Annotated in this window: 1 protein-coding gene and 1 pseudogene; both read right to left on the reverse strand. The window is 75.6% G+C overall.

Translation table 11 applies throughout. The features are described from left to right. Positions 1–5 precede the first annotated feature (5 nt). Positions 6–13,187, reverse strand: coding sequence for a type I polyketide synthase (locus KGQ19_RS00145; protein ID WP_212006939.1), 13,182 nt, complete (start codon positions 13,185–13,187; stop codon positions 6–8). A 43-nt stretch (positions 13,188–13,230) separates the two neighbouring features. Then, positions 13,231–25,938: pseudogene (locus KGQ19_RS00150) on the reverse strand (type I polyketide synthase); the annotation flags it as partial. Positions 25,939–25,956: the final 18 nt, after the last annotated feature.

Below are 25,956 nucleotides of genomic sequence, written 5' to 3' on the forward strand. Positions count from 1 at the left end.
GCTCCTTACTTTTCGGACGAGACCCGCGGCCGGTCCAACCAGTCGTTGACGGCCTGCGCCGTCGTCTGGGCGTGGACCGACAGCATGGTCAGGTGGTTTCCGGGGACGTCGACGACCGTGACGTCGTCGGACAGTCCCCAGGACAGCTCGGCCGGCGCGGCCCCGAGTTCGGTCAGCGGATCGCGGCCCCGCACCAGCAGGGTCGGGATCGAGACCGGCTCCAGGCCGTTCCAGTCCAGGGACAGGTAGTGGGCCATGGCGGTCAGCCAGGCGTCCTCGGCGACCGGGTCCTCGTCCGGGTCGGCGTCGGCCAGCAGCAGTGCGGGCAGCTGCGACCAGGACGCCATCGCCATCTCCGGGCGGCCCGGGGCGTAGGTGTCCATCAAGACCACCCCGGCCGGGGCCCGGCCCTCGGCCGCCAGGCGGGTGGCCACGGCGTGCGCGACCAGACCGCCGGAGGAGTGGCCGGCCAGCACGAACGGGGTGCCGTCCAGGGTTCCGGCGACGGCGGCGGCGTGCCGGCCGACCAGCGCCGCCAGGTCCGCGGCCAGCGGCTCGCCGGGGGCGAAGCCGGGCGAGGGCGCGGCGGTGACCTTGCGGACGCCGCGGAAGCCGGCCGCCAGCGCGGCGTACTCCTGGATCGCCGAGCGGCTGACGAAGGACGGGAAGGTGATCACCGACGGGGTGCCCGGGCCCTGCGTCACCCCGACCAGCCGCTGGTTCTGGGCCCCCGGGTCCTCGGCGGTGAAGACCGGGCGGAACGCCGCGGCGCCCCGGATCACGGCCATCGCCTGTTCGGTCAGGCCGTCGGCGGCGGCTTGGCGGTAGAGGCGGCCGAAGGTCGCCGTGCCGGTCCCGCTCGCGCCGCCGCTCGCCGTGCCGGTGCCGGTCGCCGGCTCGTCGGCCGTATCGGCACCCGGAGCCGGGGCCACCGGTCCCAGCCCGGAGTGCAGACGCGCGGCCAGCTCCGGGACCGTCGGGTGGTCGAACGCCGCCGATCCGCGCAGCCGGACCCCGGTCAGGGCGTGCAGCCGGTTGCGCAGCTCGACCGCGGTGAGCGAGTCCAAGCCCTGTTCCAGGAAGCTGAGATCGAGGTCGACCTCGCCGGCCGAGGCGTGGCCCAGGAGCACCGCGGCCTCGGAGCGCACCAGCTCGGTGAGCATGGTGCGCTGCTCGGCGGTGCCGGCCCGGCCCAGCCGGGCCCGCAACTCGGGACCGGCATCCGAGGTGGCGGCGGCCTGGCGCCGGGCCGGGCGCCGCGGCCCGGCGTCGGCCAGGGCGCGCAGCACCGGCGGCAGGGCGTCGGCCTCGGCCGCCGAGCGCAGCGCGGCGGTGTTGAACGAGGCCGTGACCAGCACCGGCTCCGGCCGGGCGGACGCGGCGTCGAACAGCGCCAGCGCCACCTCGGCCGGCATCGCCGCCACCCCGCTGCGGGCGACCCGCGCCAGGTCCTGCGCGGACATCGTCCCGGTGATCTTGCTGGTGTCGGCCCACAGGCCCCAGGCCATCGAGGACCCCGGCAGCCCGGCGGCACACCGTTGCTCGGCCAGGGCGTCCAAGAAGGCGCTGGCCGCGCAGTGGTTGCCCTGCCCGGCGTTGCCGACGGTCGCCGAGAGCGAGGAGAAGAGGGCGAACCCGTCCAGGTCGGCGGTGCGGGTCAGCTCGTGCAGCCGCCAGGCCGCGCCGGACTTGGGCCGCGCCACCGCCGCCAGCCGCTCGGCGGTGAGGTCGCCGGTCAGCGCGTCGTCCACCACCCCGGCGGCATGGACCACGGTGCTCAGCGGCAGCTCGGCCGGGACGGCGGCCAGCACCGCGGCCAGCCCGTCCCGGTCGGCGACGTCGCACGCCACCACCCGGGTGCCGGCCCCGCGCGCGGCCACCGCGGCGGCCAGCGCCGGCACGCCCTCGGCGACCGGTCCGGACCGGCTGGTGAGCAGGAAGGCGGCGGCCCGGCCGGAGTCGGCCAGGTGCCGGGTGACCAGCGCGCCGAGGGTGCCGGTGCCACCGGCGACCAGGGCGGTGCCGGGGCGGCGCGGGGCCGAGGGGTCCGGCGGGATGGTCAGGACGACGCGGGGGTGGGGATCGGATGCCTTGCCGGGCTCAGGGGTCCGGGTCGGGTCGGCGGGATCAGCGGGGTCGATCAGTGCGACCGGCCGACCGCTGCTACTGCTGCTATGGCCTCGCAAGTACCGCAGGGCTTCGGGCGCGCGCCGGATGTCGAAGGCCCGGAAGTCCGGGACCACGCTCGCGGTCGCGACCGCCGCCTCGGCGAAGGTCAGATCCCGTGGGATCCGCGCCAGCGCCCGCGCTTCGGCCACCAACACCGTCGCACACGCGCCCGGCGCCACCGCGCAGACCCGATCGCCGACCGCGAAGTCCGCGGCATCGTCAGCGACTTCCAGGACCACGCCGGCGAACTGGCCGGTCCGCGATTCGCCGTGGGCGTCCAGCTCGGCTGCCCGGACCGCGACGCGGATCTGCCCGGCCGACAGCGGCGCGGCCGCGTCCGGGGCAGCGACCAAGGCCAGGCGGTCGCCGTCGACGGCCACCAGGTGCCACGGTGTGCCGTCCGCGGGCGGCACCAGGCCTTCGGCCGGCGGGGCCAGCCGGGGCGTGAGCACCGCACCGTCGCGGATCGCGAGCTCCGGCTCGCCGATCGCCAGCGCGGCCAGGACGGTGCGGGCCAGACCATCAGGAGTCTGTTCCGCCGACCCGGGCAGGTCGATCAGCTGCAGGCGGCCGGGGTTCTCGGCGCGGGTGGCTCGCAGCAGTCCCCAGACCGCCTGGCCGCTCAGGTCCGCCGCCGGGTCCTGCGACCCGGCGCTGATCGCGCCGCGGGTCAGCACTACCAGCCGCGAGCCCTCCAGCGCAGTCGCCCGCAGCCAGTCCTGAGCCAGGGCCAGGGCCGACTCGACCGCAGCCTGGGCATCCGTCCCGGCGAACTCAACCGGGGCGAACACCACTTGCGGCGCTGGCTGCCCCGCCTCGACTGCGGTCAGGAGCGCGGCCAGGTCTGGGTGCGACCACACCTCGACGTCCGCCTCGCGCAGCCCGGCGGTCAGCGCGTCCGGGATACCGGCGGTCAGCGCGTCCGAAGTACCGAGCGCGTCCGAAGTACCGGCGGTCTGTGCGTCCGGGGTACCGGCCGCACCGAGGACGGCGGCCCGCCCCGAGGGGATCGTGGCGCCGAGCGGCGCCTGGATCCACCGGGTCTCATACACCGGGTGGCTCAGGGCACCGGCCCGCAGCGCGTCGAACGCGCCAGCCGGGACCGGCCGTACCACCAACGCGCTCACCTCGGCCACCGGCGCCCCCGACGGATCGGCGGCGTGCAGCCTCAGCGTGCCGTCGGCCGAGCGGGTGATCCGCACCCGGAGCGCCGACGCGCCGGTGGCGAACACGGTGACCCCGTTCCAGGCGAACGGAAGGTGGACCGCCTCGTCGGCGTCCCGGTCCGGGCCGGAGGCCGCCGCCCGCAACCGCGCGTCGAGCAGCGCCGGATGCAGACCGGCGTCGAGCAGGGCCGGGTGCAGGACGAAGCGATCGGACTCGGCGACGATGTCGGCCGGCGGCTGGATCTCGGCGTACAGGTCCTCGCCGACCCGCCACGCCGCGGCCAGCCCGCGGAAGGCCGGACCGTATCCGTGCCCTGCCGCGGTCAGCGTTTCGTAGAGACCTTCGGTGGGCAGCGCCTGGGCACCGGCCGGGGGCCAGGCGGTGAAAGCGTCGGCCCAGTCCGGGTCCCGGTCATCGGCACGCGGCGCCACCAGGCCACTGGCATGGCGGGTCCAGGCCGTCCCGGCCGCCGTCTCCGGCCGGGACCAGATCGCGATCTCCCGGGCCCCGGTCTGGTCCGCCGGGCCGACCGCGACCTGGATGCGCACCGGTTCGCGGTCCGGCAGCGGCAGCGGCGCCGGCAGGGTCAGGTCCTCGATCCGGTCGCAGCCGACCTGCTGTCCGGCCCACACCGCCAGCTCCACGAACGCGGTGCCGGGCAGCAACACCACGCCGCCGGCGGTGTGGTCGGGAAGCCAGGTCTGCAAGGCCGGGGACAGCCGGCCGGTGTAGAGCAGCGAGCCGTCCTCGGCCCGCTCCACGGTCGCGCCGAGCAGCGGGTGCCCGGCCGGATCCAGGCCGACCGAGGTCACGTCGCCGGTCCGGCCGGCCGAGGCCTTGGGCCAGTACCGCTGCCTTTGGAAGGCGTACGTCGGCAGCTCGACCCGGCGCCGGCCGCGGCCCGGCGCAGCGCCGCCGAGCACCGCGGGCCAATCGACCCGGCCGCCGCGCACGTGAACCTCGCCGAGCGCGGACAGGAACCGGCCGGCACCGCCGTCGTCCCGGACCAGCGTCCCGACGACGGCCGGCACCAGCTCCGGATCCACGGCCTCGAAGGTGTCCTCGACCGCGGTGCCCAGCACCGGGTGCGGGCCGACCTCGACGAACATCCGGTGCCCGGACTCGGCCAGCACCCGGACCGCGTCGGCGAACCGCACGGTCTGCCGGACGTTGGCGTACCAGTAGTCGGCGTCGAGTTCCGGGCCGGTGAGCCAGGCCGCGCCGACCGTGGACAGGAACGGGATCGCCGCCGGCCGCGGCCGCAGCCCGGCCAGGGCCGCGCGCAGCGGCTCAGCCAGCACTTCCACCTGGGCCGAGTGGGCGACGAAGTCCTGGGCCGGCAGCCGCCAGCGCATGATCCGGCCGGCGGCCAGTTCGGCCTCGAACTCCGTCAGCGCGTCCGGATCGCCGCAGACCACGGTCGCCGCGGGCGAGTTGACCGCCGCGATCCAGAGCCGGCCGGTCCACGGCTCGAGCCGGGCGGCGACCTGCTCGGCGGCCAGGACCACCGACATCATGCCGCTGGTCCCGGCCAGCTCGGTCAGGGCCCGGCTGCGCAGCGCCACCACCTCGGCGGCCTCGGCCAGGGTCAGGATCCCGGCCACGTGCGCGGCGGCGATCTCCCCTTGCGAATGCCCGACGACCGCGTCCGGCCGCACGCCCGCCGCCTGCCACAGCGCGGCCAGCGAGACCATCACCGCCCACTGCGCCGGCTGCACCACCGAGGCCGCGGCCAGGGGCGGCGCGCCGGGCGTCCCGGCCAGCACCTCGCGCAGGGACCAGTCGACGTAGGGCGCCAGCGCTTCTTCGCATTCCGCGAGCTTGGCGGCGAACACCGGCGAGGACTCGGCCAGTTCCACACCCATGCCGGCCCACTGCGCGCCGTGTCCGGAGAACACGAAGACCAGGCGGCCGGGGCCGGAGGCGGAGGCGGTGCCGACCGCGACGCCGGACTGCGGCCGGCCGGCGGCCACAGCGGCCAGGCCGGTGCGCAGTGCGGCCGGGCCGGTGCCGGTCACCACAGCGCGGTGGGTGAAGACGGAGCGGGTGCCGGCCAGGGCCAGGGCGATGTCGGTGGCGTCAGCGACTTCGGCGACATCAGCGGCGTCGGCGGCGTCGGCGGCCAGGTGCGCCCCCAACCGCTCGGCCTGCGCCCGCAGCGCCTCGCCGGTCCGGCCGGAGACCAGCCACGCGGTGGCCTCGCCGGTGAACAGCGCAAGCGCTCCGTCCGCGGCGGGCACCAGGGCACCGTCAGCCGTCGGCTCCGGCGGCGCCTCCTCCAGGATCGTGTGCACGTTGGTGCCGCTGATCCCGAACGAGGACACCCCGGCCCGGCGTGGCCGGCCCCCGCCCGGCCACGGCACCGGCTCGGTCACCAGCCGCACCGCGCCGCTGGACCAGTCGATGTGCGGCGAGGGCTCGGCGACGTGCAGGGTCGGCGGCAACGTCCCGTTGCGCAGCGCCAGCACCATCTTGATCAGCCCCGCCACCCCGGCCGCGCCCTGGGTGTGGCCGAGGTTCGACTTCACCGAGCCCAGCCACAGCGGCCGGTCCGCCGGGCGCCCGCGGCCGTAGGTGGCCAGCAGGGCCTGGCCCTCGATCGGGTCGCCGAGCACGGTGCCGGAGCCGTGCGCCTCGACCGCGTCCACATCGGCCGGGGCCAGAGCGGCCACGGCCAGCGCGGCGCGGATGACCCGCTGCTGCGCAGGGCCGTTCGGGGAGGTCAGACCGTTGGACGCGCCGTCCTGGTTGACCGCGCTGCCCCGGACGATCGCCAGCACCGGGTGCCCGTTGCGGCGCGCGTCGGACAGCCGCTCCAGGACCACCATCCCCGCGCCCTCGGCCATGCCCATGCCGTCGGCCGCCGCCGAGAACGCCTTGCTGCGGCCGGCCGTCGACAGGCCCAGGTGCTTGCCGAACCCGAACGAGCCGGGGCTGGGCAGGATCGTCACTCCGCCGGCCAGCGCGAGCGTGCACTCGCCGGCGCGCAGTGCCTGGCCGGCCAGGTGGACCGCCAACAGCGAGGACGAACACGCGGTGTCCACGGTGAGCGCCGGGCCTTCGAAGCCGAATGAGTAGGACAGCCGGCCGGACATCACGCTGCCGACGTCGCTGGTCGGGACGTAGCCCCGCGCCGCTTCCCCGTCCTCGCGCAGCACGCTCTCGTAGTGCTGCGACCAGCCCCCGACGAACACGCCGGTCTGCGAGCCGCGCAACGTCGCCGGGTCGATCCCGGCCCGCTCGACCGCCTCCCAGGCGACCTCCAGCAGCACCCGCTGCTGCGGGTCCATGCCCAGGGCCTCGCGCGGGCTGATGCCGAAGAAGCCGGCGTCGAAGGCCACGGCGTCATCGACGAATCCGCCCTGGCGCGCGTGGATCACGGCCGGGGAGTCGGGGTCGCGTTCGTAGCGTTCCTCGATCCGCCAGCCGCGGTCCAGCGGGAGCTCCGTGATCGTGTCCCGCCCCTCGGCCAGGACCCGCCACAGGTCTTCGGGGCCGCGCACGCCGCCGGGGAACCGGCAGCCGATCGCGACGACGGCGATGGGGTCGGTCAGATCGGCGGCGGCCGACCGGGCGCCGGAGCCCGAGGCGGTGAGTCGCCCGTCATCGGCAAGCAGTTCGGTGCCCAGGTAGCGGGCCAGCACCAGCGGCGTCGGGTGGTCGAAGACCAGCGTCGTGGACAGCCGCAGGCCGGTCGCCGCACCAAGGCGCTTGCGCAGTTCGACCGCGGTGAGCGAGTCGAAGCCGAGTTCCTTGAACGCCCGGTCCGGCTCCACGGCGTCGGCCACCGCGTGCCCGAGAACGGCGGCGGCGTGCGAGCGGACCAGGTCCAGCAGGGTCCGCTCGCGGTCGGCCGGCGCGAGCGCCGCGAGCTGACGGGCCAGCGAGCCGGCCCCGGCCCCGGCTTCGGCGGCCCGGGGCCGGACGGTGCCGGCCAGGCCGCGCCACAGTGCCGGGACCGGTTCGCCCCGGGCGGCGCGGGCCCGCAGTCCGGGGACGTCGAGCAGCGCCGGGACCAGCAGGGCCTCGTCCCGGGCCAGGGCCGCGTCCAGCAGGGCCAGGCCCTGGGCGGCGGTCAGCGCCGTGACGCCGCCCCGGCTCAGCCGGGCGGTGTCGCCGGTGCCGAGGTGGCCGGTCATGGCGCTGGCGTCGGCCCACAGGCCCCAGGCCAGGGTGGTCGCCGCCAGGCCGGCCGAGCGGCGGTGGGCAGCCAGGCCGTCCAGGAAGGCGTTGGCCGCGGCGTAGTTCCCCTGGCCCGGGGTGCCGAAGGTGGCCGCCGCCGAGGAGAACAGGGTGAAGGTGTCCAGGTCGCGGTCGGCGGTCAGCTCGTGCAGATGCCAGGCGGCGTCCGCCTTCGGGCGCATGACGGCGTCGACGCGCTCGGGGGTGAGCGAGGTGAGCACCCCGTCGTCCAGGACGCCGACCGAGTGGAACACCGAGGACACCGGGACCTGGGACAGGAGCCCGGCCAGGGCCGCGCGGTCGGCGGCGTCGCAGGACACGACGCTGACCCCGGCCCCGGAGCCGGCCAGGGCCGCGGTCAGCGCCGGGACGCCGGCCGCGGCCGGACCGGAGCGGCCGGTCAGGACCAGCTCGGCGGCGCGGCCGGTCTCGGCCAGGTGCCGGGCCAGGCGAGCGCCGATCATGCCGGTGCCGCCGGTGACCAGGACCGTGCCCGCCGGGCGAGGGGCCCGGGGCACAGTGAGGACGACCTTGCCGATGGGCTCGGCCTGGCTCAGGTACCCGAACGCGGCGGCGATCCGGCGGACGTCCCAGCAACGGACCGGCAGGCCGGTCAACACGCCGTCCTCGATCAAGGCTCTGACCTCGGTCAGGATGGCGCCCAGCCGGTCGGGGCCGGGCGCGGCGGCCGGGGACTGAGCGGCCGGGGCGTCGAAGACGATGTCGGTGCTGTGAGCGGCGAACTCCTGCTCGAAGGCGAAGTCGTCCGCCAGGGCTATGTGCGCGTCGTCCAAGCCGGTGGCACGCAGTGTGTCCCACTCGGCCGGGGCGGCCGTGGCGAACACTTCCAGACCCAGGTGCCGGGCGATCTGCACCGCCGCCAAACCGACGCCGTCGGGCGCGACGCGGATCAGGATGCGCTGCCCGGGTGCGGCCTGAGCCAGGTCCACCAGGGCGTACCAGGCTGTGGTGAACGCCACCGGCAGGGCGGCGGCTTCGGCGAAGGACCGGCCCGACGGGAGCAGGACAGTGGTGCGCGCGTCCACGACGGCGAAGGGGCCGAAGCCACCGGCGGCCAGGGCCATCACGCGGTCGCCGGGTGACAGGTGCCGCACTGCGGAGCCGACCTCGGCGACCACGCCTGCCACCTCGCTACCGAGCAGTACTTGGCCCGGGTATACGCCCAGAGCGATCTGGACGTCGCGAACGTTCACTCCGGCGGCGCGGACCGCGATGCGGACCTGACCGGGTGCCAGGGCTGAGGGCTGGAGCGGCGCGGCGGCCAGGCCGTCGAGGGTGCCCGGGCGTTCGGCCTCGATGCGCCAGGGTGTGCCGTCGGCGGGGAGCGACAGGCCACCGGAGGGGCGGGTGAGGCGGCGGGCCAGGATGGACTCGCCGCGGATCGCCAGCTCGGGCTCGCCGGAGGCGAGGGCGCCGGGCAGGAGCTCAGAAGTCTGGCTCGGCAGGTCCAGCAGGACGAAGCGGTCGGGGTCCTCGGACTGGGCCGACCGGATCAGGCCCCAGACAGCGGCACCGGGCAGATCGGCGACGCTCTCCCCGGCGGCGGTGGCGACCGCGCCGCGGGTCAGCACGACCAGGCGGGACGCGGCCAGTTCCTCGGCGGCCAGCCACTGCTGCGCCACGGCGAGGACATCGGACACCGCGCCACGAGCGCGAGCCCCGGCCGAAGTCCCGGCACCGGCGCCGGCCGCCGCCTCGGCCGAACTCCCGGTCTCAACCCCGGCCGCCTGCGCGACCGAGGCAGCCGTCGAAGCCGCGGGTGTCCTCGCCGAGCCGGCGCCCCCGCCGGCCGCGACCAGTACCACATCCGGAACCGGCTCACCGGCCCGCACCGCCGCCACCAGCGCCGCGACATCCGCGAACACGCCGTCGGCGGCAACCCCGGTGGCGCCGAGCGCCACCACTGGTCCGGCCGGCTCGCCCGCCGGCACCGGGGTCCAGTCCACCGCGAACAGCCCGTCCGGCACGGTGGCCGCCGGAGCCGGGCCGTCGGCCGGGATCGCGCGCAGGACCAGCGAGTCCACCGATACCACCGGCAGGCCGGCGCCGTCCGCGGCCAGGAGCGAGAGGCCGCCGGAGCCGTCCGGGGTCAGGCGGACCCGCAAGGTGGCGGCGCCGGTCGCGTGCAGGCGGACGCCGGTCCAGGTGAAGGGGAGCCGCACCTCGCCCGGTGCCGCCCGCGGCAGCACGGAGCCGGACACGTGCAGTGCCGCGTCCAGGAGGGCCGGGTGCAGGCCGAAGCCGGGGGCGGCGGCCTCCGGGGGCAGGACCACCTCGGCGTAGACCTCGTCGGCGCGGCGCCAGGCCGCGCGCAGGCCCTGGAAGGCCGGGCCGTAGCCGTAGCCGCCGGCGGCCAGCTGCTCGTACAGGTCCTGGACCGGGAGCGGTTCGGCGTCGCGGGGCGGCCACAGCACCAGCTCGTCGGCCGGGGCCACGCCGGAGGAGGCGGCGACCCGGCCGCCGGCGTGGCGGGTCCACGGGGCCTGGGCGCCCGGATCGGCCGGGCGGCTGTGGATCTCGATGCTGCGGAACCCGTCCGCTTCCGGGCCGACCACCAGTTGCACCTGGACGCCGGAGTCCGGCACGACCAGCGGTGCCTCCAGCGTCAGCTCGTCCAACAGCGCGCACTGGACCGCGTCACCGGCCCGGACCGCCATCTCGACGAACGCCGTGCCCGGCAACAGCACCGTGCCGCCGACCGCGTGATCGGCCAGCCAGGGATGCGTCCGCAGCGACAGCGATCCGGTCAGGACCAGCCCGGCGCCGGACGCCAGCTCCACCGACGCGGTCAGGAACGGGTGCCCGAGCACATCGAGCCCGGCCGCCGTCGCGTCGTTCCGGCCGAACACCCGGCGCGGCCAGTAGTGCTGACGCTGGAAGGCATACGTGGGAAGGTCCACCGGCCCGGCGGTGCCGATGACGGCCTGCCAGTCGACGCCGACGCCCCGCACCCACGCCTCGGCGAACGAGGTCAGCAGCCGCGCCGCGCCGCCGTCGTCCCGCCGCAGAGAGCCGCAGACCAGGACGTCGAGCACCCCGGCGTGCTCCAGCGTCTCGGTGACCGGGGCGGTGAGGACCGGGTGCGGCGACATCTCCAGGAAGACGCCGTGCCCGGAGTCGGCCAGGGCACGGACCGCCCGGTCGAACTCGACCGTGGCCCGCAGGCTGTCGAACCAGTAGCCGGCACCGAGCTCAGGGCCCTGAAGCCACTCCCCCGACACCGCCGAGACCATGGGGATCGCCAGTTCGCCGGCGGCAACGGGAGCCAGGGCATCGGCGAGCTCGGCGCGCAGCTGGTCAACCTGAGCGCTGTGCGAGGCGTAGTCGACGGGGATGCGGCGCGCGCGGACTTCCTCGGCTTCGCACCCGGCGAGGAGTTCGGACAGCGCGTCGGGCTCGCCGGAGACGACTGTCGCGGACGGGCCGTTGACCACGGCGATAGAAAGGCGATCACCGAACTCTGCGATGCGGGTACGCACCGCATCGACCGGCTCGGCCACGGAAACCATGCCACCGGCGCCGGCCAACGCCTTGATCGCGCGACTGCGCAGAGCGACAACCCGCGCGCCGTCCTCCAAGGACAGCGCACCGGCGACCGTCGCCGCGGCGATCTCGCCCTGGGAGTGCCCCACGACCGCGTCGGGCGTGACGCCGGCGGCCTGCCAGAGGGCAGCCAGCGAGACCATCACCGCCCACAGAGCCGGCTGGACCACATCCACGTTCTCCAGCGCGGCCGGATCAGCCAGGACGTCGGCCAACGACCAGTCGACGAAGGGCGCCAGGGCCCGGCCGCACTCGGCCAGACGCTCGGCGAACACCGGTGAGGCCCGCACCAGATCCAGACCCATCCCAGCCCACTGCGCCCCCTGGCCCGGGAACACGAAGACCTTCCGGCCGAGCGCGCCGGCCGAGCCCACCGCCACCGACCCGGCGGCCTGCCCGGTCGCCACCACCGCCAGCCCGGCCGCCAGCTCCTGCCCGGCCGCGCCGATCACCACGGCGCGGTCGGGGAACACCGACCGCGCCGTCGCCAGCGACCACGCCACGTCCCGCACGTCGGTGCCCGGGTGGGCCACGGCGAACTCCCGCAACCGCGCGGCCTGGTCCCGCAGCGCCTCGCCGCCGTGGCCGGAGACGATCCAGGGCTGCGCGCCGTTCGCCACCACGGGTGCCACCGATGACACCGATGACACCGACAGCGCCGCCGGCGCGCCGGCCCCGCCGGCGGCACCGGGCTCGTCAGCACCCTTCGACGCCTCGGCCGGCACCGGGTCCGGCGCGTCGGAGAGGATCAGGTGGGCGTTGGTGCCGCTGATCCCGAACGAGGACACCCCGACCCGCCGGGTCCGCTCCCCGGCCGGCCACGGCACCGGCGCGCTGAGCAGCCGGACGTCGCCGGCGGTCCAGTCGATGTGCGGGGACGGCTCGTCCACGTGCAGCGTGCGCGGCAGTTCCTGGTGCTGCAGGGCCAGCACCATCTTGATCACGCCGGCCACCCCGGCGGCGCACTGGGTGTGCCCGATGTTGGACTTCACCGACCCCAGCCACAGCGGCCGGTCCTCGGGCCGGTCCCGGCCGTAGACCGCCATCAGCGCCCCGGCCTCGATCGGGTCGCCCAGCTCGGTGCCGGTGCCGTGCGCCTCGACGGCGTCCACCTGGTCGGCCGACACCTGCGCGTCGGCCAGCGCGGCCCGGATGACCCGCTGCTGCGAAGGGCCGTTCGGGGCGGTCAGGCCGTTGGAGGCACCGTCCTGGTTGATCGCGCTGCCCCGGATCACGGCGAGCACCCGGTGCCCGTTGCGCTGCGCGTCGGAGAGCCGTTCCAGCAGCAGCATGCCGACTCCCTCGGCCATGCCCATGCCGTCGGCCGTCGCCGAGAACGCCTTGCTGCGGCCGTCCGGGGCCAGGCCGCGCTGCCGGGAGAACTCCCCGAGCGCCCACGGGGTGGCCATCACCGTCACGCCGCCGGCCAGGGCCAGCGAGCACTCGTCGTTGCGCAGGGCCTGGGCCGCCAGGTGCAGGCTCACCAGTGAGGAGGAGCAGGCGGTGTCCACGGTCACCGTCGGCCCCTCCAGACCGAGCACGTAGGCCACCCGGCCGGAGATCACGCTGGTGGTGGTGCCGGTGAGCAGGTAGCCCTCGGAACCGCCGCCCTCGGATTCGTAGCCGCCCGAGGTCGCCCCGACGAAGACCCCGGTGTCCGAACCGCGCAGCGACGCCGGGGTGATGCCGGCCCGTTCCAGCGTCTCCCACGACGTCTCCAGCAACAGCCGCTGCTGCGGATCCATCGCCAGCGCCTCACGCGGACTGATCCCGAAGAACGCCGAGTCGAAGTCCGGCGCGTCGGCGAGGAATCCGCCCTCGCTCGCGTACGAAGTCCCCGGGTGATCCGGGTCCGGATCGAAGAACTCCTCCAATGCCCAGCCCCGGTTCTGCGGGAGCGGGCCGACGGCGTCGTGCCCGCCGGCCAGCAGGTCCCACAGGGACTCGGGGCTGTGGACACCGCCGGCGAAGCGACAGCTCATCGCCACGACGGCGATGGGCGCGCGGGCCGCCGAGACGAGCTGGCGGTTGCGCTGGCGCAGCCGCTCGTTCTCCTTCAGCGAGGCGCGCAGCGCTTCGACGACTTTGTCCGCGGGCATGTTCATCGGGCGCTCCGTAGCGTGGTCGGGGTCAAAGCGTGACCGGGCATCAAAGTTCGGTTCCTTCGGCTTCCATCGCGATCCGCACCAGCGCCTCGGCGTCCAGCGAGTCGATGAGCCCGGCGTCGGCCTCCGGTTCGGCCGCCGCCACCGCCAGGACCGCCTCGTCCCGGACGTCGGCCAGCCCGAGCAACGGCTCCAGCAGCCCGGCGTCCCGGAGCCGGGCCAGCGGGACCGCGGCCAGGATCGCCCGCAGCCTGGACTCCAGGTCGGCGTCGGCGTCGGCGGCCTGGGCGGCCACCTCGTCGGGCCGCAGGCGCTCGGACAGATGCGCGGCCAGTGCCGCCGGGGTCGGGTAGTCGAAGACCACGGTGGCCGCCAGGCGCAGCCCGGTGGCCCCGCCGAGCCGGTTGCGGAGTTCGATGGCCGCCAGCGAGTCGAAGCCGAGTTCCTTGAAGGTCCGGTCCGCCGCAGCCGCGTCCGCCGAGGTGTATCCGAGGACCGCGGCGGTGTAGGCGCGGACCATGTCGGTCAGGGCCTGGTCACGTTCCTCCGGCGCCAGCCCGGCCAGCCGGGACTGTACCGAGTCCCCGCCGGCCGCCGCCGCGGCGGCGGCGGCCTTCGGCCGGGCCGCGCCGGCCAGACCCCGCCACAACGCCGGGACCTGCTCGCCGCGGGCCGCGCGGGCCCGCACGCCGGGCAGGTCGAGCAGCGCCGGGACCAGCATCGCCTCGTCCCGGCCCAGGGCGGTGTCCAGCAGCGCCAGACCGTCGTCGGCGGTCAGGGCCTGGCCGCCGTCCCGGCTGATGCGGGACTTCTGGTCGCCGCCCAGGTGCCCGGTCATGGTGCTGGCTTCGGACCACAGGCCCCAGGCCAGGGCAGTGGCCGGGAGTCCGGCGGACTGGCGGTGCGCGGCCAGAGCGTCCAGGAACGCGTTGGCCGCGGCGTAGTTCGCCTGCCCGGCGCCGCCGAAGGTCGCCGCGGCCGAGGAGAACAGGACGAAGGCGTCCAGATCGCGGTCGGCGGTCAGATCGTGCAGGTGCCACGCCGCGTCGGCCTTGGGCCGCATCACGGTGTCCACCCGCTCGGCGGTCATGGACGTGAACACACCGTCGTCCAGGACTCCGACCGAGTGGAACACCGAGGACACCGGCACCGAGGCCAGCAGTCCGGCCAGCGCCTCCCGGTCGGCGGCGTCGCAGGACACGACCCGGACCCCGGCCCCGGAGCCGGCCAGGTCCGCGGCCAGCGCCGGCACGCCGCCGGCCACCGGGCCGGAGCGGCCGGTCAGCACCACCTGGCCGGCCCGGCCGGTCTGGGCCAGGTGCCGGGCGACCCGGCCGCCGATCATGCCGGTGCCGCCGGTGACCAGGACCGTGCCCGCGGCCCGCGGCGTGCGCGGAAGGGTCAGCACCACCTTGCCGATGTGCTTGGCCTGGCTCATGAACCGGAAGGCGTCGCTGATCCGGCGGACGTCCCAGCACTGGACCGGCATGCCGGTGAACACCCCGTCCTCGATCAGGGCCCTGACCTCGGTCATGATCTCGCCCAGCCGGTCCAGGCCGGCTTCGCCGGTCTCGAACATCTGGTAGCGCACGCCCGGATGGCCAGCCGCGACCTGCTCGGGATCGCGGGCGTCGGTCTTGCCCATCTCGATGAAGACGCCGCCGCGCGGCAGCAGCCGCAGTGAGGCGTCGGTCAGCTCGCCGGCCAGCGCGTTCAGGACGATGTCCATGCCCTGATCCGCGGTGACGGCCGCGAACTTCTCCTCGAAGCCGGCGTCGCGGGAGGAGGCGATGTGGTCCTCATCCAGGCCCATCGCGCGCAGCGTGTCCCACTTGCCGGGGCTGGCGGTGGCGAACACCTCCAGGCCCCGGTGCCGGGCGACCTGTACCGCCGCCGAGCCGACGCCGCCGGTCGCGGCGTGGATCAGGATCCGCTGACCGGGCGCGGCCTGCGCCAGATCCAGCAGGCCGTACCAGGCCGTCGTGAACGCCACCGGTATCGCCGCGCCCTGAGCGAACGACCAGCCCGAGGGCAGCGGCACCGTGGTGCGCGCGTCCACGACCGTGAACGGGCCGAACCCGCCGACGGCCGTGGCCATCACCCGGTCGCCGGGCACCAGTCCGGTCACGCCCGGGCCGACCTCGGCCACCACCCCGGCGACCTCGCTGCCCAGCAGGGCCTGGCCCGGATACATGCCCAGGGTGATCAGGACGTCGCGGAAGTTCACCCCGGCGGTGCGGGTCGCGACCAGCACCTGACCGGGTTCCAGCGGGGCGGCCGGGACCGGGACGGCGGCCAGGCCGTCGAGCGTGCCCGCGCGGTCGACCTCGATCCGCCAGGGCGTGCCGTCGGTGGGAAGCCGGAGCCCGGCGGTGGGGCGGGTCAGGCGGCGGGCCAGGATGGCCTCGCCGCGGATGGCCAGTTCCGGCTCGCCGCAGGCCAGGGCGCAGGCCAGGAGATCAGAACCCTGGTCCGGGAGGTCCAGGAGGATGACCCGGTCGGGGTTCTCCGATTGGGCGGTGCGGACCAGGCCCCAGACCGCGCCGGCGGGCAGATCGGTGACGCTCTCGCCGGGGGCGGTGGCGACCGCACCGCGGGTCACGACGACCAGGCGGGACGCCGCGAGTTCATCGGCGGCCAGCCATTGCTGGACCACGGCGAGCACATCGGATACCGCGCCGCGAGCGCAAGCCCCGGCCGGAGCTGCGGAACCGGCATCGGCGCCGGCCCCCGTAGCGGCCAACACCAAGTCCGGAACCGGCTCACCGGCCCGCGCCGCCTCGACCAAGGCGGCCACATCCGCGAACACGGCATCGGCCGAAACCCCGGGGACCCCGGCGCCCAGCGCCGCGATCCGCCCGGCCGGCTCGCCCGCCGCGACCGGCGTCCAGCCGACCGCGTACAGGCCTTCGCGCACCACCGGGTTCGCCGTGTCCTGATCCGCCGCGGGGATCGCGCGCAGGGCCAGCGATTCCACCGACACCACCGGGGTACCGCCGTGATCGGCGGCGATCAGGGTGAGGCCGCCGGAGCCGTCCGGAGTCAGCCGGACCCGCAGCGCGGCCGCGCCGATCGCGTGCAGGGTCACGCCGGTCCAGGCGAACGGCAGCCGCACCTCGCCCGGGCCGGACTCCGGCAGGACCAGACCGCCCAGGTGCAGGGCCGCGTCCAGCAGCGCCGGGTGCAGACCGAAGCCGGCGGCTTCATCGGCGACGATCTCCGGCAGGACCACTTCGGCGAACACTTCGTCGTCGCGGCGCCAGGCGGCGCGCAGGCCCTGGAAAGCCGGGCCGTAGTGATAGCCCTCTTGCGCCATGCGCTCGTACAGACCGCCGACCGGCAGCGGTTCGGCGCCCCGGGGCGGCCACACCACCAGATCACCGACCTGGATGCGCTCCGGCAACACGGTCAGCGTGCCGCTGGCGTTCCGGGTCCAGGGCGCGTCGGCGCCGCCGGTGACGGGCCGGGTGTGGATCGTGACCGGACGCACTCCGTCGGCGTCGCCGCCGACCGTGACCTGGACCCGCATCGGCGAGCCGTCCGCCGGCAGCACCAGCGGTGCCTCCAGCGTCAGCTCCTCCAGCCGGCCGCAGCCGACCGCGTCGCCGGTGCGGACCGCCAGTTCGACGAACGCGGTGCCGGGCAGCAGGACGGTCCCGCCGATCGCGTGGTCGGCGAGCCAGGGCTGCGCCTGGGTCGACAGCCGCCCGGAGAGCACCACGCTGTCTCCGGCCAGTTCCACCGACGCCAGCAGCAACGGGTGGCTCATCGCGCCGAGGCCGGCCTGCGCCAGATCCTTCGCGCCGGGCTTGGCGTTCGGCCAGAAGTGCTGGTGCTGGAAGGCGTAGGTGGGCAGGTCCACCCGGGTCCCGGAGCCCAGGACCGCGGCCCAGTCCACTCCGGCGCCGTGCACCCAGGCCCGGGCCAGCCCGTTCAGGGCGGTGGTCGCGGCATCGTGGTCGGGACGGAGCAAGGAGACGAACTCGCCGTCGGGCGCCGCCGCCGTGCCCAGGGCGGACAGCGTGCCGTCCGGGCCGATCTCCAGGAACAGGTCGATGTCCTGCCTCGCCATCGTGCTCACGGCGTCGGCGAACCGGACCGCGCCCCGGGCCTGGCCGGCCCAGTAGGCACCGTCGCAGGACTCGACGACCGCCCCGGTGGCCGTGCTCACCCACGGAATCGTCGTGGCCTTCCAGCCCAGACCGTCAGCAGTCCGCGACAGCTCGGCCAGCATCGGATCCATGCGGTGGGAGTGGAACGCGTGGCTGACCCGCAGCGGCCGGACCCGCACCTCGCGCCCGGCGAACACCGCCGCCACCGCGTCCACCGCGTCCTTCTCCCCGGAGACCACGGTCGCGGACGGACCGTTCACGGCGGCGATCCAGACGCCTTCGACCCCCTCCAGCGCCGCCAGCACCTCCGCTTCCGGCGCCGCGATCGAGGTCATCGCCCCGCCGGTCGGCAGGGCCTGCATCAACCGGCCCCGGGCAGCCACCAACGCCGCCGCGTCGGCCAGGGACAACGCACCGGCCGCGTACGCCGCGGCGACCTCGCCCACCGAGTGACCGGCGACCGCCCAGGGCTTCAGGCCCACCGCTGCCAGCATCGCGACCACACCGATCTGCAAGGCGAACAGAGCGGACTGCGCATAAACAGTCTGATTCGCCAGCTCCCCGGCATCGGCGGCGGTACCCAGCGCCACGTCCCGCACCGGCAGACCGAGGTGGCCTTCCAGCAGCCCGCACGCCTGGTCGAAGGCCGCCGCGAACACCGGAGAGGCCGCATACAGCCCGGCCGCCATCCCGGCACGCTGCGAACCCTGACCCGCGAACAGGAATCCCACCCGCTCGCCGCCGGTGACACCGCTGATCGCCGCGGCGGCGAACTGTCCGGTCGCCACCGAGGCCAGCGTCTCCGCGGACGTGTCCAGGACCACCGCGCGGTGCTCGAAGACCGACCGGGTGGTGGCCAGCGACCACGCGACGTCCCGCGCCTGGATCTCCGGGTGCGCCAGCACGAACTCGCGCAGCCGGCCGGCCTGTGCGCACAGGGCTTCCTCGGTCCGCCCCGACACCGGCCAGCCGACGGCACCGACCAGAACGGGACCGGCGGCATCGGCGGGACCGGCGGCACCGGCCGCCGGTTCCGGTCGGTCCGCCCCGGTCTGCGTCCCCGGCTCGGCCGGCGGCTCAGCCAGGATCACGTGCGCGTTCGTGCCGCTGATCGCGAACGAGGACACCCCGGCCCGCCGGACCCGGTCCGGGCCGGCCGGCCAGGCCGCCGGCTCCGTCAGCAGCTTGATGTCCCCGGCGGTCCAGTCCACCTTGGACGAGGGCCGGTCCACGTGCAGGGTCCGGGGCAGCCGCTCGTGCTGCATGGCCAGCACCATCTTCATGACCCCGGCCACGCCGGCGGCCCACTGGGTGTGGCCGAAGTTCGACTTGATCGAGCCCAGCCACAGCGGCCGGCCCTCGGGCCGGTCCTGGCCGTAGGTCGCCAGCAGCGCCCCGGCCTCGATCGGGTCGCCGAGGGTGGTGCCGGTGCCGTGGCCCTCCACCACATCGACGTCGGTACCGCGCAGACCGGCGCCGGCCAGCGCCGTCTTGATCACCCGCTGCTGCGAGGGACCGTTCGGGGCGGTCAGGCCGTTGGAGGCGCCGTCCTGGTTCACCGCGCTGCCGACGAGTACTGCCAGCACCGGGTGGCCGTTGCGGCGCGCGTCGGACAGCCGCTCCAGCACGACCACGCCGACGCCCTCGCTCCAGTTGGCGCCGTCGGCGCTGTCGGAGTACGCCTTGCTGCGGCCGTCGTGCGCCAGCCCCTGCTGACGGGAGAAGTCGACGAACCGCTCCAGGGTCGCCATCACCGTCACCCCGCCGGCCAGGGCCAGCGAGCACTCCCGGGCCCGCAGGGACTGCGCCGCCAGGTGCATGCCGACCAGCGAGGAGGAGCACGCCGTCTCGATGGTCAGCGCCGGGCCCTCCAGCCCGAAGGTGTAGGAGAGCCGGCCGGAGGCGACGCTGGCGGTGGTGCCGATCATCAGGTAGCCCTCGGCGCCCTCGTCGATGGCCAGGCCCGGGCCGTAGCCGGAGATCGCGGCGCCGACGAAGACGCCGGTGTCCGAGCCGCGCAGCGCCACCGGGTCGATCCCGGCCCGCTCGAACGCCTCCCACGACGTCTCCAGCAACAGCCGCTGCTGCGGGTCCATCGCCACCGCCTCGCGCGGGCCGATGCCGAAGAATCCGGGGTCGAACTCACCGGCCTCGTACAGGAACCCGCCCTCGTTGACGTAGGAGGTGCCGGCCCGCCCGGACGGGTCGTAGATCCCGTCGATGTTCCAGCCCCGGTCGGTCGGGAACTCCCCGATGCAGTCCCGGCCGGTGTCGAGCACCTCCCACAGGTCCTCGGGGCTGCCGATGCCGCCGGGGAAGCGGCAGCTCATCCCGACGATCACGATGGGGTCCTGGGCCGCCGCGCCGGACCCGCCGGCCGACGGTGCGCCGGCCGCGGGGTCCGCGATCCCCGCGAACAGTTCGCTGTCCAGGTGCGCGGCCAACAGGGCCGGCGTCGGGTAGTCGAAGATCAGGGTCGAGGACAGCCGCAGCCCGGTGGCCCCGTTGATCCGGTTGCGCAGGTCCACCGCGGTCAGCGAGTCGAAGCCGAGGTCCTTGAACGCCCGCTGGGCGTCCACCGCGCTGGTCGAGGCGTGGCCGAGCACCGCGGCCGCGCTGGCCTGGACCAGGTCGACCAGGGCGTGGGCGCGGTCGTCGGCGGGCAGGGTGCCCAGCCGCTCCCGCAGCGAACCGCCGGCGCCGCCGGCCGCCGGCGCGGCCGCGGCGGACGGCCGGGCCGAGATGCCGACCAGGGTGCGCCACAGGGCCGGGACCGCCTCGCCGCGCGCCGCCGCCGCCCGCTGGCCGGCGACGTCGAGCAGGGCCGGGACCAGCACCGCCTCGTCCCGGGCCAGCGCGGCGTCGAACAGCGCCAGACCGTCGGCGGCCGGGAGCGCGGCCATGCCGCGGGCGGCCCGGGTGCGCTGGCCCTCGTCCAGGGTGCCGCCCATGCCGCCGGTGGCCCACAGGCCCCATTGGAGCGCGACCGCCGGGAGTCCGGCGGCCCTGCGGTGCGCGGCCAGACCGTCCAGGAAGGCGTTGCCCGCGGCGTAGTTGCCCTGGCCCGCACCGCCGAACAGGGCGGAGGCCGAGGAGTACAGGACGAACGCCGACAGGTCGCGGTCGGCGGTCAGCCGGTGCAGGTTCCAGGCCGCGTCGGCCTTGGGGCGCAGGGACGCGGCGATCCGCTCGGGGGTGAGCGAGGTGAGCACGCCGTCGTCCAGGACACCGGCGGCGTGGACGACCACTGACAGCGGGCGGTCCGCCGGGATCGTCCCGGCCAGCGCGGCCAGGGCGTCGTATTCGGCGGCGTCGCAGGACACCACCCGGGTGTCGGCGCCGGACTGCGCCAGGTCGGCGGCCAGCGCCGCGACCCCGGCGGCGGCCGGGCCGGCGCGGCCGGCCAGGATGACGTTCCCGGCGCGGCCGGTCCGCACCAGATGCCGGGCCGCCAGCCCGGCCAGCGTCCCGGTGCCGCCGGTGACCAGCGCGGTACCGGCGGCCGGGGCGGGCACCGGGATGGTCAGCACGATCTTGCCGATGTGCTTGGCCTGGCTCATGAACCGCAGGGCGTCGCCGATCCGGCGCACGTCCCAGCACCGGATCGGCGCGGCGGTGAACACCCCGTCCTCGATCAGGGTCCTGATCCCGGTCAGCATCTCGCCCAGCCGGTCCGGGCCCGCCGTCTCGCTGGTGGCGAAGGTGCGGTAGCGCACGCCCGGGTGGGCGGCGGCGATCTGGTCGGGATCGCGGGCGTCGGTCTTGCCCATCTCGATGAAGGCCCCGCCGCGCGGCAGCAGCCGCAGCGAGGCGTCGGTCAGCTCGCCGGCCAGCGCGTTCAGGACGATGTCCATGCCCTGATCCGCGGTGACGGCGGCGAACTTCTGCTCGAAGCCGACGTCCCGGGAGGAGGCGATGTGGTCCTCATCCAGGCCCATGGCTCGCAACGCGCCCCACTTGCCGGGGCTGGCGGTGGCGAACACCTCCAGGCCCAGATGCCGGGCGACCTGTACCGCCGCCGAGCCGACGCCGCCGGTCGCGGCGTGGATCAGGATCCGCTGACCGGGCACGGCCTGGGCCAGATCGACCAGGCCGTACCAGGCCGTCGTGAACGCCACCGGTATCGCCGCGCCCCGGGCGAAGGACCAGCCGGTCGGCAGCGGCACCGCGGTCCGCGCGTCCACGACCGTGAACGGGCCGAAGCCGCCGCCGGCCATCGCCATCACCCGGTCGCCGGGCGACAAATGCGGAACCCCGGGACCGACCTCGGCCACCACCCCGGCGACCTCGTTGCCCAGCAACGGCTCCCCCGGGTACATCCCCAGGGCGGTCAGCACGTCGCGGAAGTTCACACCGGCGGCGCGGACCGCGATCCGGACCTGCCCCGGACCAAGCGGGTCCAGCGCCTCCGGATACTCGGCGAAGGCCACGCCTTCCAGGGTGCCGGCGCGCGCGACCTCGGCCCGCCAGGGACCGGCCGGCAGGGCCAGCGGCGGGGCCGGGCGGACCAGGCGGCGGGCCAGGACGGCCCCGGCACGGACCGCCAATTCCGGCTCGCCGGAGGCCAGGGCGCCGGGCAGCAGGTCAGAACCCTGGCCCGGGACGTCCAGCAGGACGAAGCGGTCGGGGTTCTCGGTCTGCGCGGTGCGAATCAGGCCCCAGACCGCGGCGCCGGAAAGATCGGCCACGTCCTCGCCGGAGGTGGAGATCGCCCCGCGAGTCAGCACCACCAGGCGGGCCGCCGCCAACTCCTCGGCGGCCAGCCACTGCTGCACCACGGCGAGGACGTCGGACACGGCATCGCGAGCGCAAGCCGCGGTGTCCTCAGCGGTCTCGGTCGCGGTCGCCGAAGGCGAACCAGCAGGGGCACCCACCGCGAGCAACACCTGATCCGGAACCGGCTCACCGGCCCGCACCGCCGCGGCCAAAGCCGCCACATCGGCGAACGCGCCGTCCACCGGCAGCCCGGTGACGTCACCGCCGCCGAGCGCCACGATCCGCCCGGCCGGCTCGCCGGCCGGCACCGAGGTCCAGTCCACCGCGAACAGCCCGTCGCGCACCACGGCCCCGCCGCCGTGCCCGGCCGTGATCGCCCGCATCACCAGCGAGTCGACCGAGATCACCGGGGCGCCCCGGCCGTCGACGGCGCTCAGGGTCAGGCCGCTGCCCCCGTCCGGGGCCAGGCGGACCCGCAGCTGCGAGGCGCCGGAGGCGTGCAGGCCGACCCCGCGCCAGGCGAACGGCAGCGGGATCTCGCCGGGGCGCCCGGCCGGCAGCACCAGGCCGGAGACGTGCAGTGCGGCGTCCAGCAGTGCCGGGTGCAGGCCGAACCAGCCGGCCTCGGAGGCTGCCTGGTCCGGCAGCCGCACCTCGGCGAACACCTCCTCGCCCCGGCGCCAGGCCGCGTACAGGCCCTGGAACGCCGGGCCGTAGCCGTTGCCGCCGGCGGCCATCCGCTCGTACCAGCCGTCCAGATCGACCGGCGTGGCCTCGGTCGGCGGCCAGACCGCCAGGTCCCCGGCCGCCATCGCGCCGCCGCCGGGCGCCAGCGTCCCGCTGGCGTGCCGGGTCCACGGCGCGTCCAGGGCCGGGCGGGCGTGGATCCACACTGGGCGCAGGCCGTCCTCGGCGGCGCCCACGGTCACCTGGACCTGGGTCAGCGGGCCGTCGTCGGCCAGGATCAGCGGCGCTTCCAGGGTGAGCTCGTCGACCCACCCGCAGCCGACCGCCTCGCCGGCCCGGACCGCCATCTCCACGAACGCGGTGCCGGGCAGGATCACCGTCCCGCCGACCGCGTGGTCGGCGAGCCAGGGCTGCACCCGGGGCGAGAGCCGGCCGGTGAGCACCACACCGCCGTCGCCGGCCAGTTCCACCGACGCCAGCAGCAGCGGGTGGCCCATGGCGTTCAGGCCCGAGGCGGCCATGTCCGCCTCGCCGAGCACACCGGTGGGCCAGAACCGCTGACGCTGGAAGGCGTAGGTGGGCAGCTCCACCCGGTTCCCGGAGCCCAGGACCGCGGCCCAGTCGACCGGCGCGCCGTGCACCCAGGCCCGGGCCAGCCCGGTCACGGTCGTGGTCGCGGCGTCGTGGTCGGGACGGAGCAAGGAGACGAACTCGGCGTCCGGCGCGGCTCCGGCGCCGAGGGCCGACAGCGTGCCGTCCGGGCCGATCTCGACGAACAGGTCGATGTCCAGACCGGCCATGGTGGTCACGGCGTCGGCGAACCGCACCGCGCCCCGGGCCTGACCGGCCCAGTAGGCACCGTCGCAGGACTCGACGACCGCCCCGGTGGCCGTGCTCACCCACGGGACCTCGGTCCGGGCGAAGCCGATGGCTCCGGCGACCCGCGTCAGCTCGGCCAGCATCGGGTCCATCCGATGGGAGTGGAACGCGTGGCTGACCCGCAGCGAGCGGACCCGGGTGCCCCGGTCGGCGAACACCGCCGCGACCGCGTCCACCGCGTCCTTCTCGCCGGAGACCACGGTCGCCGACGGACCGTTCACCGCGGCGATGTGAACGCCTTCAACGCCGTCGAGCGCCGCCAGGACCTCCGCTTCCGGCGCCGCGATCGACGTCATGGCGCCACCGGTGGGCAGCGCCTGCATCAGCCGGCCCCGAGCCGCCACCAACGCACACGCCTCGGCCAGCGGGAGCGCCCCGACCGCATGAGCGGCCGCGACCTCGCCCACCGAGTGCCCCGCCACGGCAGCCGGCGCGACCCCCACCGCTGCCAGCATCGCCACCACGCCGACCTGCAAGGCGAACAAGGCAGACTGCGCATAAACAGTCTGATTCGCCAACTCCCCGGCATCGGCAGCCGTGCCGAGTGCCACAGCACGCACCGGCAGACCGAGATGCCCCTCGATCAGAGCGCAAGCCTCATCGAAAGCCGCCGCGAACACCGGCGAGGCCGCGTACAAACCCGCGGCCATCCCAGCCCGCTGCGAACCCTGACCCGCGAAGACGAAACCCACCCGGGTCCCGGTCCGCGCCACACCGCTCACGGTGTGCTCGGCCGGCGTGCCGTCCTGGAGCGCGGCCAGTTCCCGCACCGCGTCGGCCGCGCTGTCCGCGGCGCCGAACACCACCGCCCGGTGCTCGAACACCGACCGGGTGGTGGCCGCCGACCACGCCACATCGGCCAGCGCGGGCCCGGCTTGGCCGTCCAGCAGTTCGCGCAGTCCGGCGGCCTGACCACTGAGCGCCTCCGGGCCCCGGGCGGACAGCACCAGCGGCACCACACCGGTCAACGGCGCCGGGGCCGGCCCCCGGTCAGTCAGTTCCTCAGCACTGAGAGCCGGCACCGATGCGGGCGGCTCCTCTACGATCACGTGCGCGTTCGTCCCGCTGATCCCGAACGCCGAGACCCCGGCCCGGCGCGGCCGGTCGCCGGCCGGCCAGGACCGCGCCTCGGTCAGCAGCTCGATCTCCCCGCTCGCCCATTCCACCTGGCCCGAGGGCCGGTCCACGTGCAGGGTGCGGGGCATGACGCCGTGCTGCATGGCGAGCACGACCTTGATGACCCCGGCCGCCCCGGCCGCGGCCTGGGTGTGGCCGAAGTTCGACTTCACCGAGCCCAGCCGCAGCGGCCGGCCCTCGGGCCGGTCCTGGCCGTAGGTCGCCAGCAGCGCCCCGGCCTCGATCGGGTCGCCGAGCCGGGTCCCGGTGCCGTGCCCCTCCACCATGTCGACGTCCGAGGGGGTGAGCCCGGCCCCGGCCAGCGCGGCGCGGATCACCCGCTGCTGGGCCGGGCCGTTCGGGGCGGTCAGACCGTTCGAGGCGCCGTCGCCGTTGGTGGCGGTGCCGGTGATCACGGCCAGCACCGGGTGTCCCCGGCGGCGCGCGTCGGAGAGCCGCTCCAGCAGGAGCACGCCGGCGCCTTCGCTCCAGCCGGTGCCGTCGGCGGCCTCGGCATACGGCTTGCACCTGCCGTCGGCGGCCAGCCCCTGCTGCCGGGAGAAGTCGACGAAGGTGCCGGGGCGCGGCATCACCGTGACCCCGCCGGCCAGCGCCATCGAGCACTCGCCCGAGCGCAGCGCCTTGGCCGCCAGGTGCATCGCGACCAGCGAGGAGGAGCAGGCCGTGTCGATCGTCACCGACGGCCCCTCCAAGCCCAGGGTGTAGGCGACGCGGCCGGAGATGATGCTGGTGGCGCTGCCGGTGATCTGGTAGCCGGAGGCCTCCTCGGAGGTCACCTCGTAGCCCGAGGCGCCGGCGCCGACGAACACCCCGGTCGCGCTGCCGCGCATGGCCGCCGGGTCGATCCCGGCGTTCTCGAAGGCCTCCCAGGAGATCTCCAGCAGCAGCCGCTGCTGCGGGTCCATGGCCAGCGCCTCGCGCGGGCTGATCCCGAAGAACGCCGGGTCGAAGGCCGCCACCTCGTCCAGGAAGCCGCCCTCGGCCACGTAGGAGGTGCCGCTGTGGTCCGGGTCCGGGTCGTAGATCTGGCTCAGGTCCCAGCCGCGGTCGGTCGGGAACGGCCCGATGGCATCGCCCCCGCGCTCCAGCAGCCGCCACAGGTCCCGCGGACCGCGGATCCCGCCGGGAAACCGGCACCCCATGGCCACGATCGCCAGCGGCTCGGAGTCACCGGCCTCGATCCGGCGCAGGCGCTGGCGGGTCTCCTGAAGTTCGGCGGCAGTTCTCTTCAAGTACTC

The sequence above is a fragment of the Catenulispora pinistramenti genome (genome assembly GCF_018274385.1).
GTDB lineage: Bacteria > Actinomycetota > Actinomycetes > Streptomycetales > Catenulisporaceae > Catenulispora > Catenulispora pinistramenti.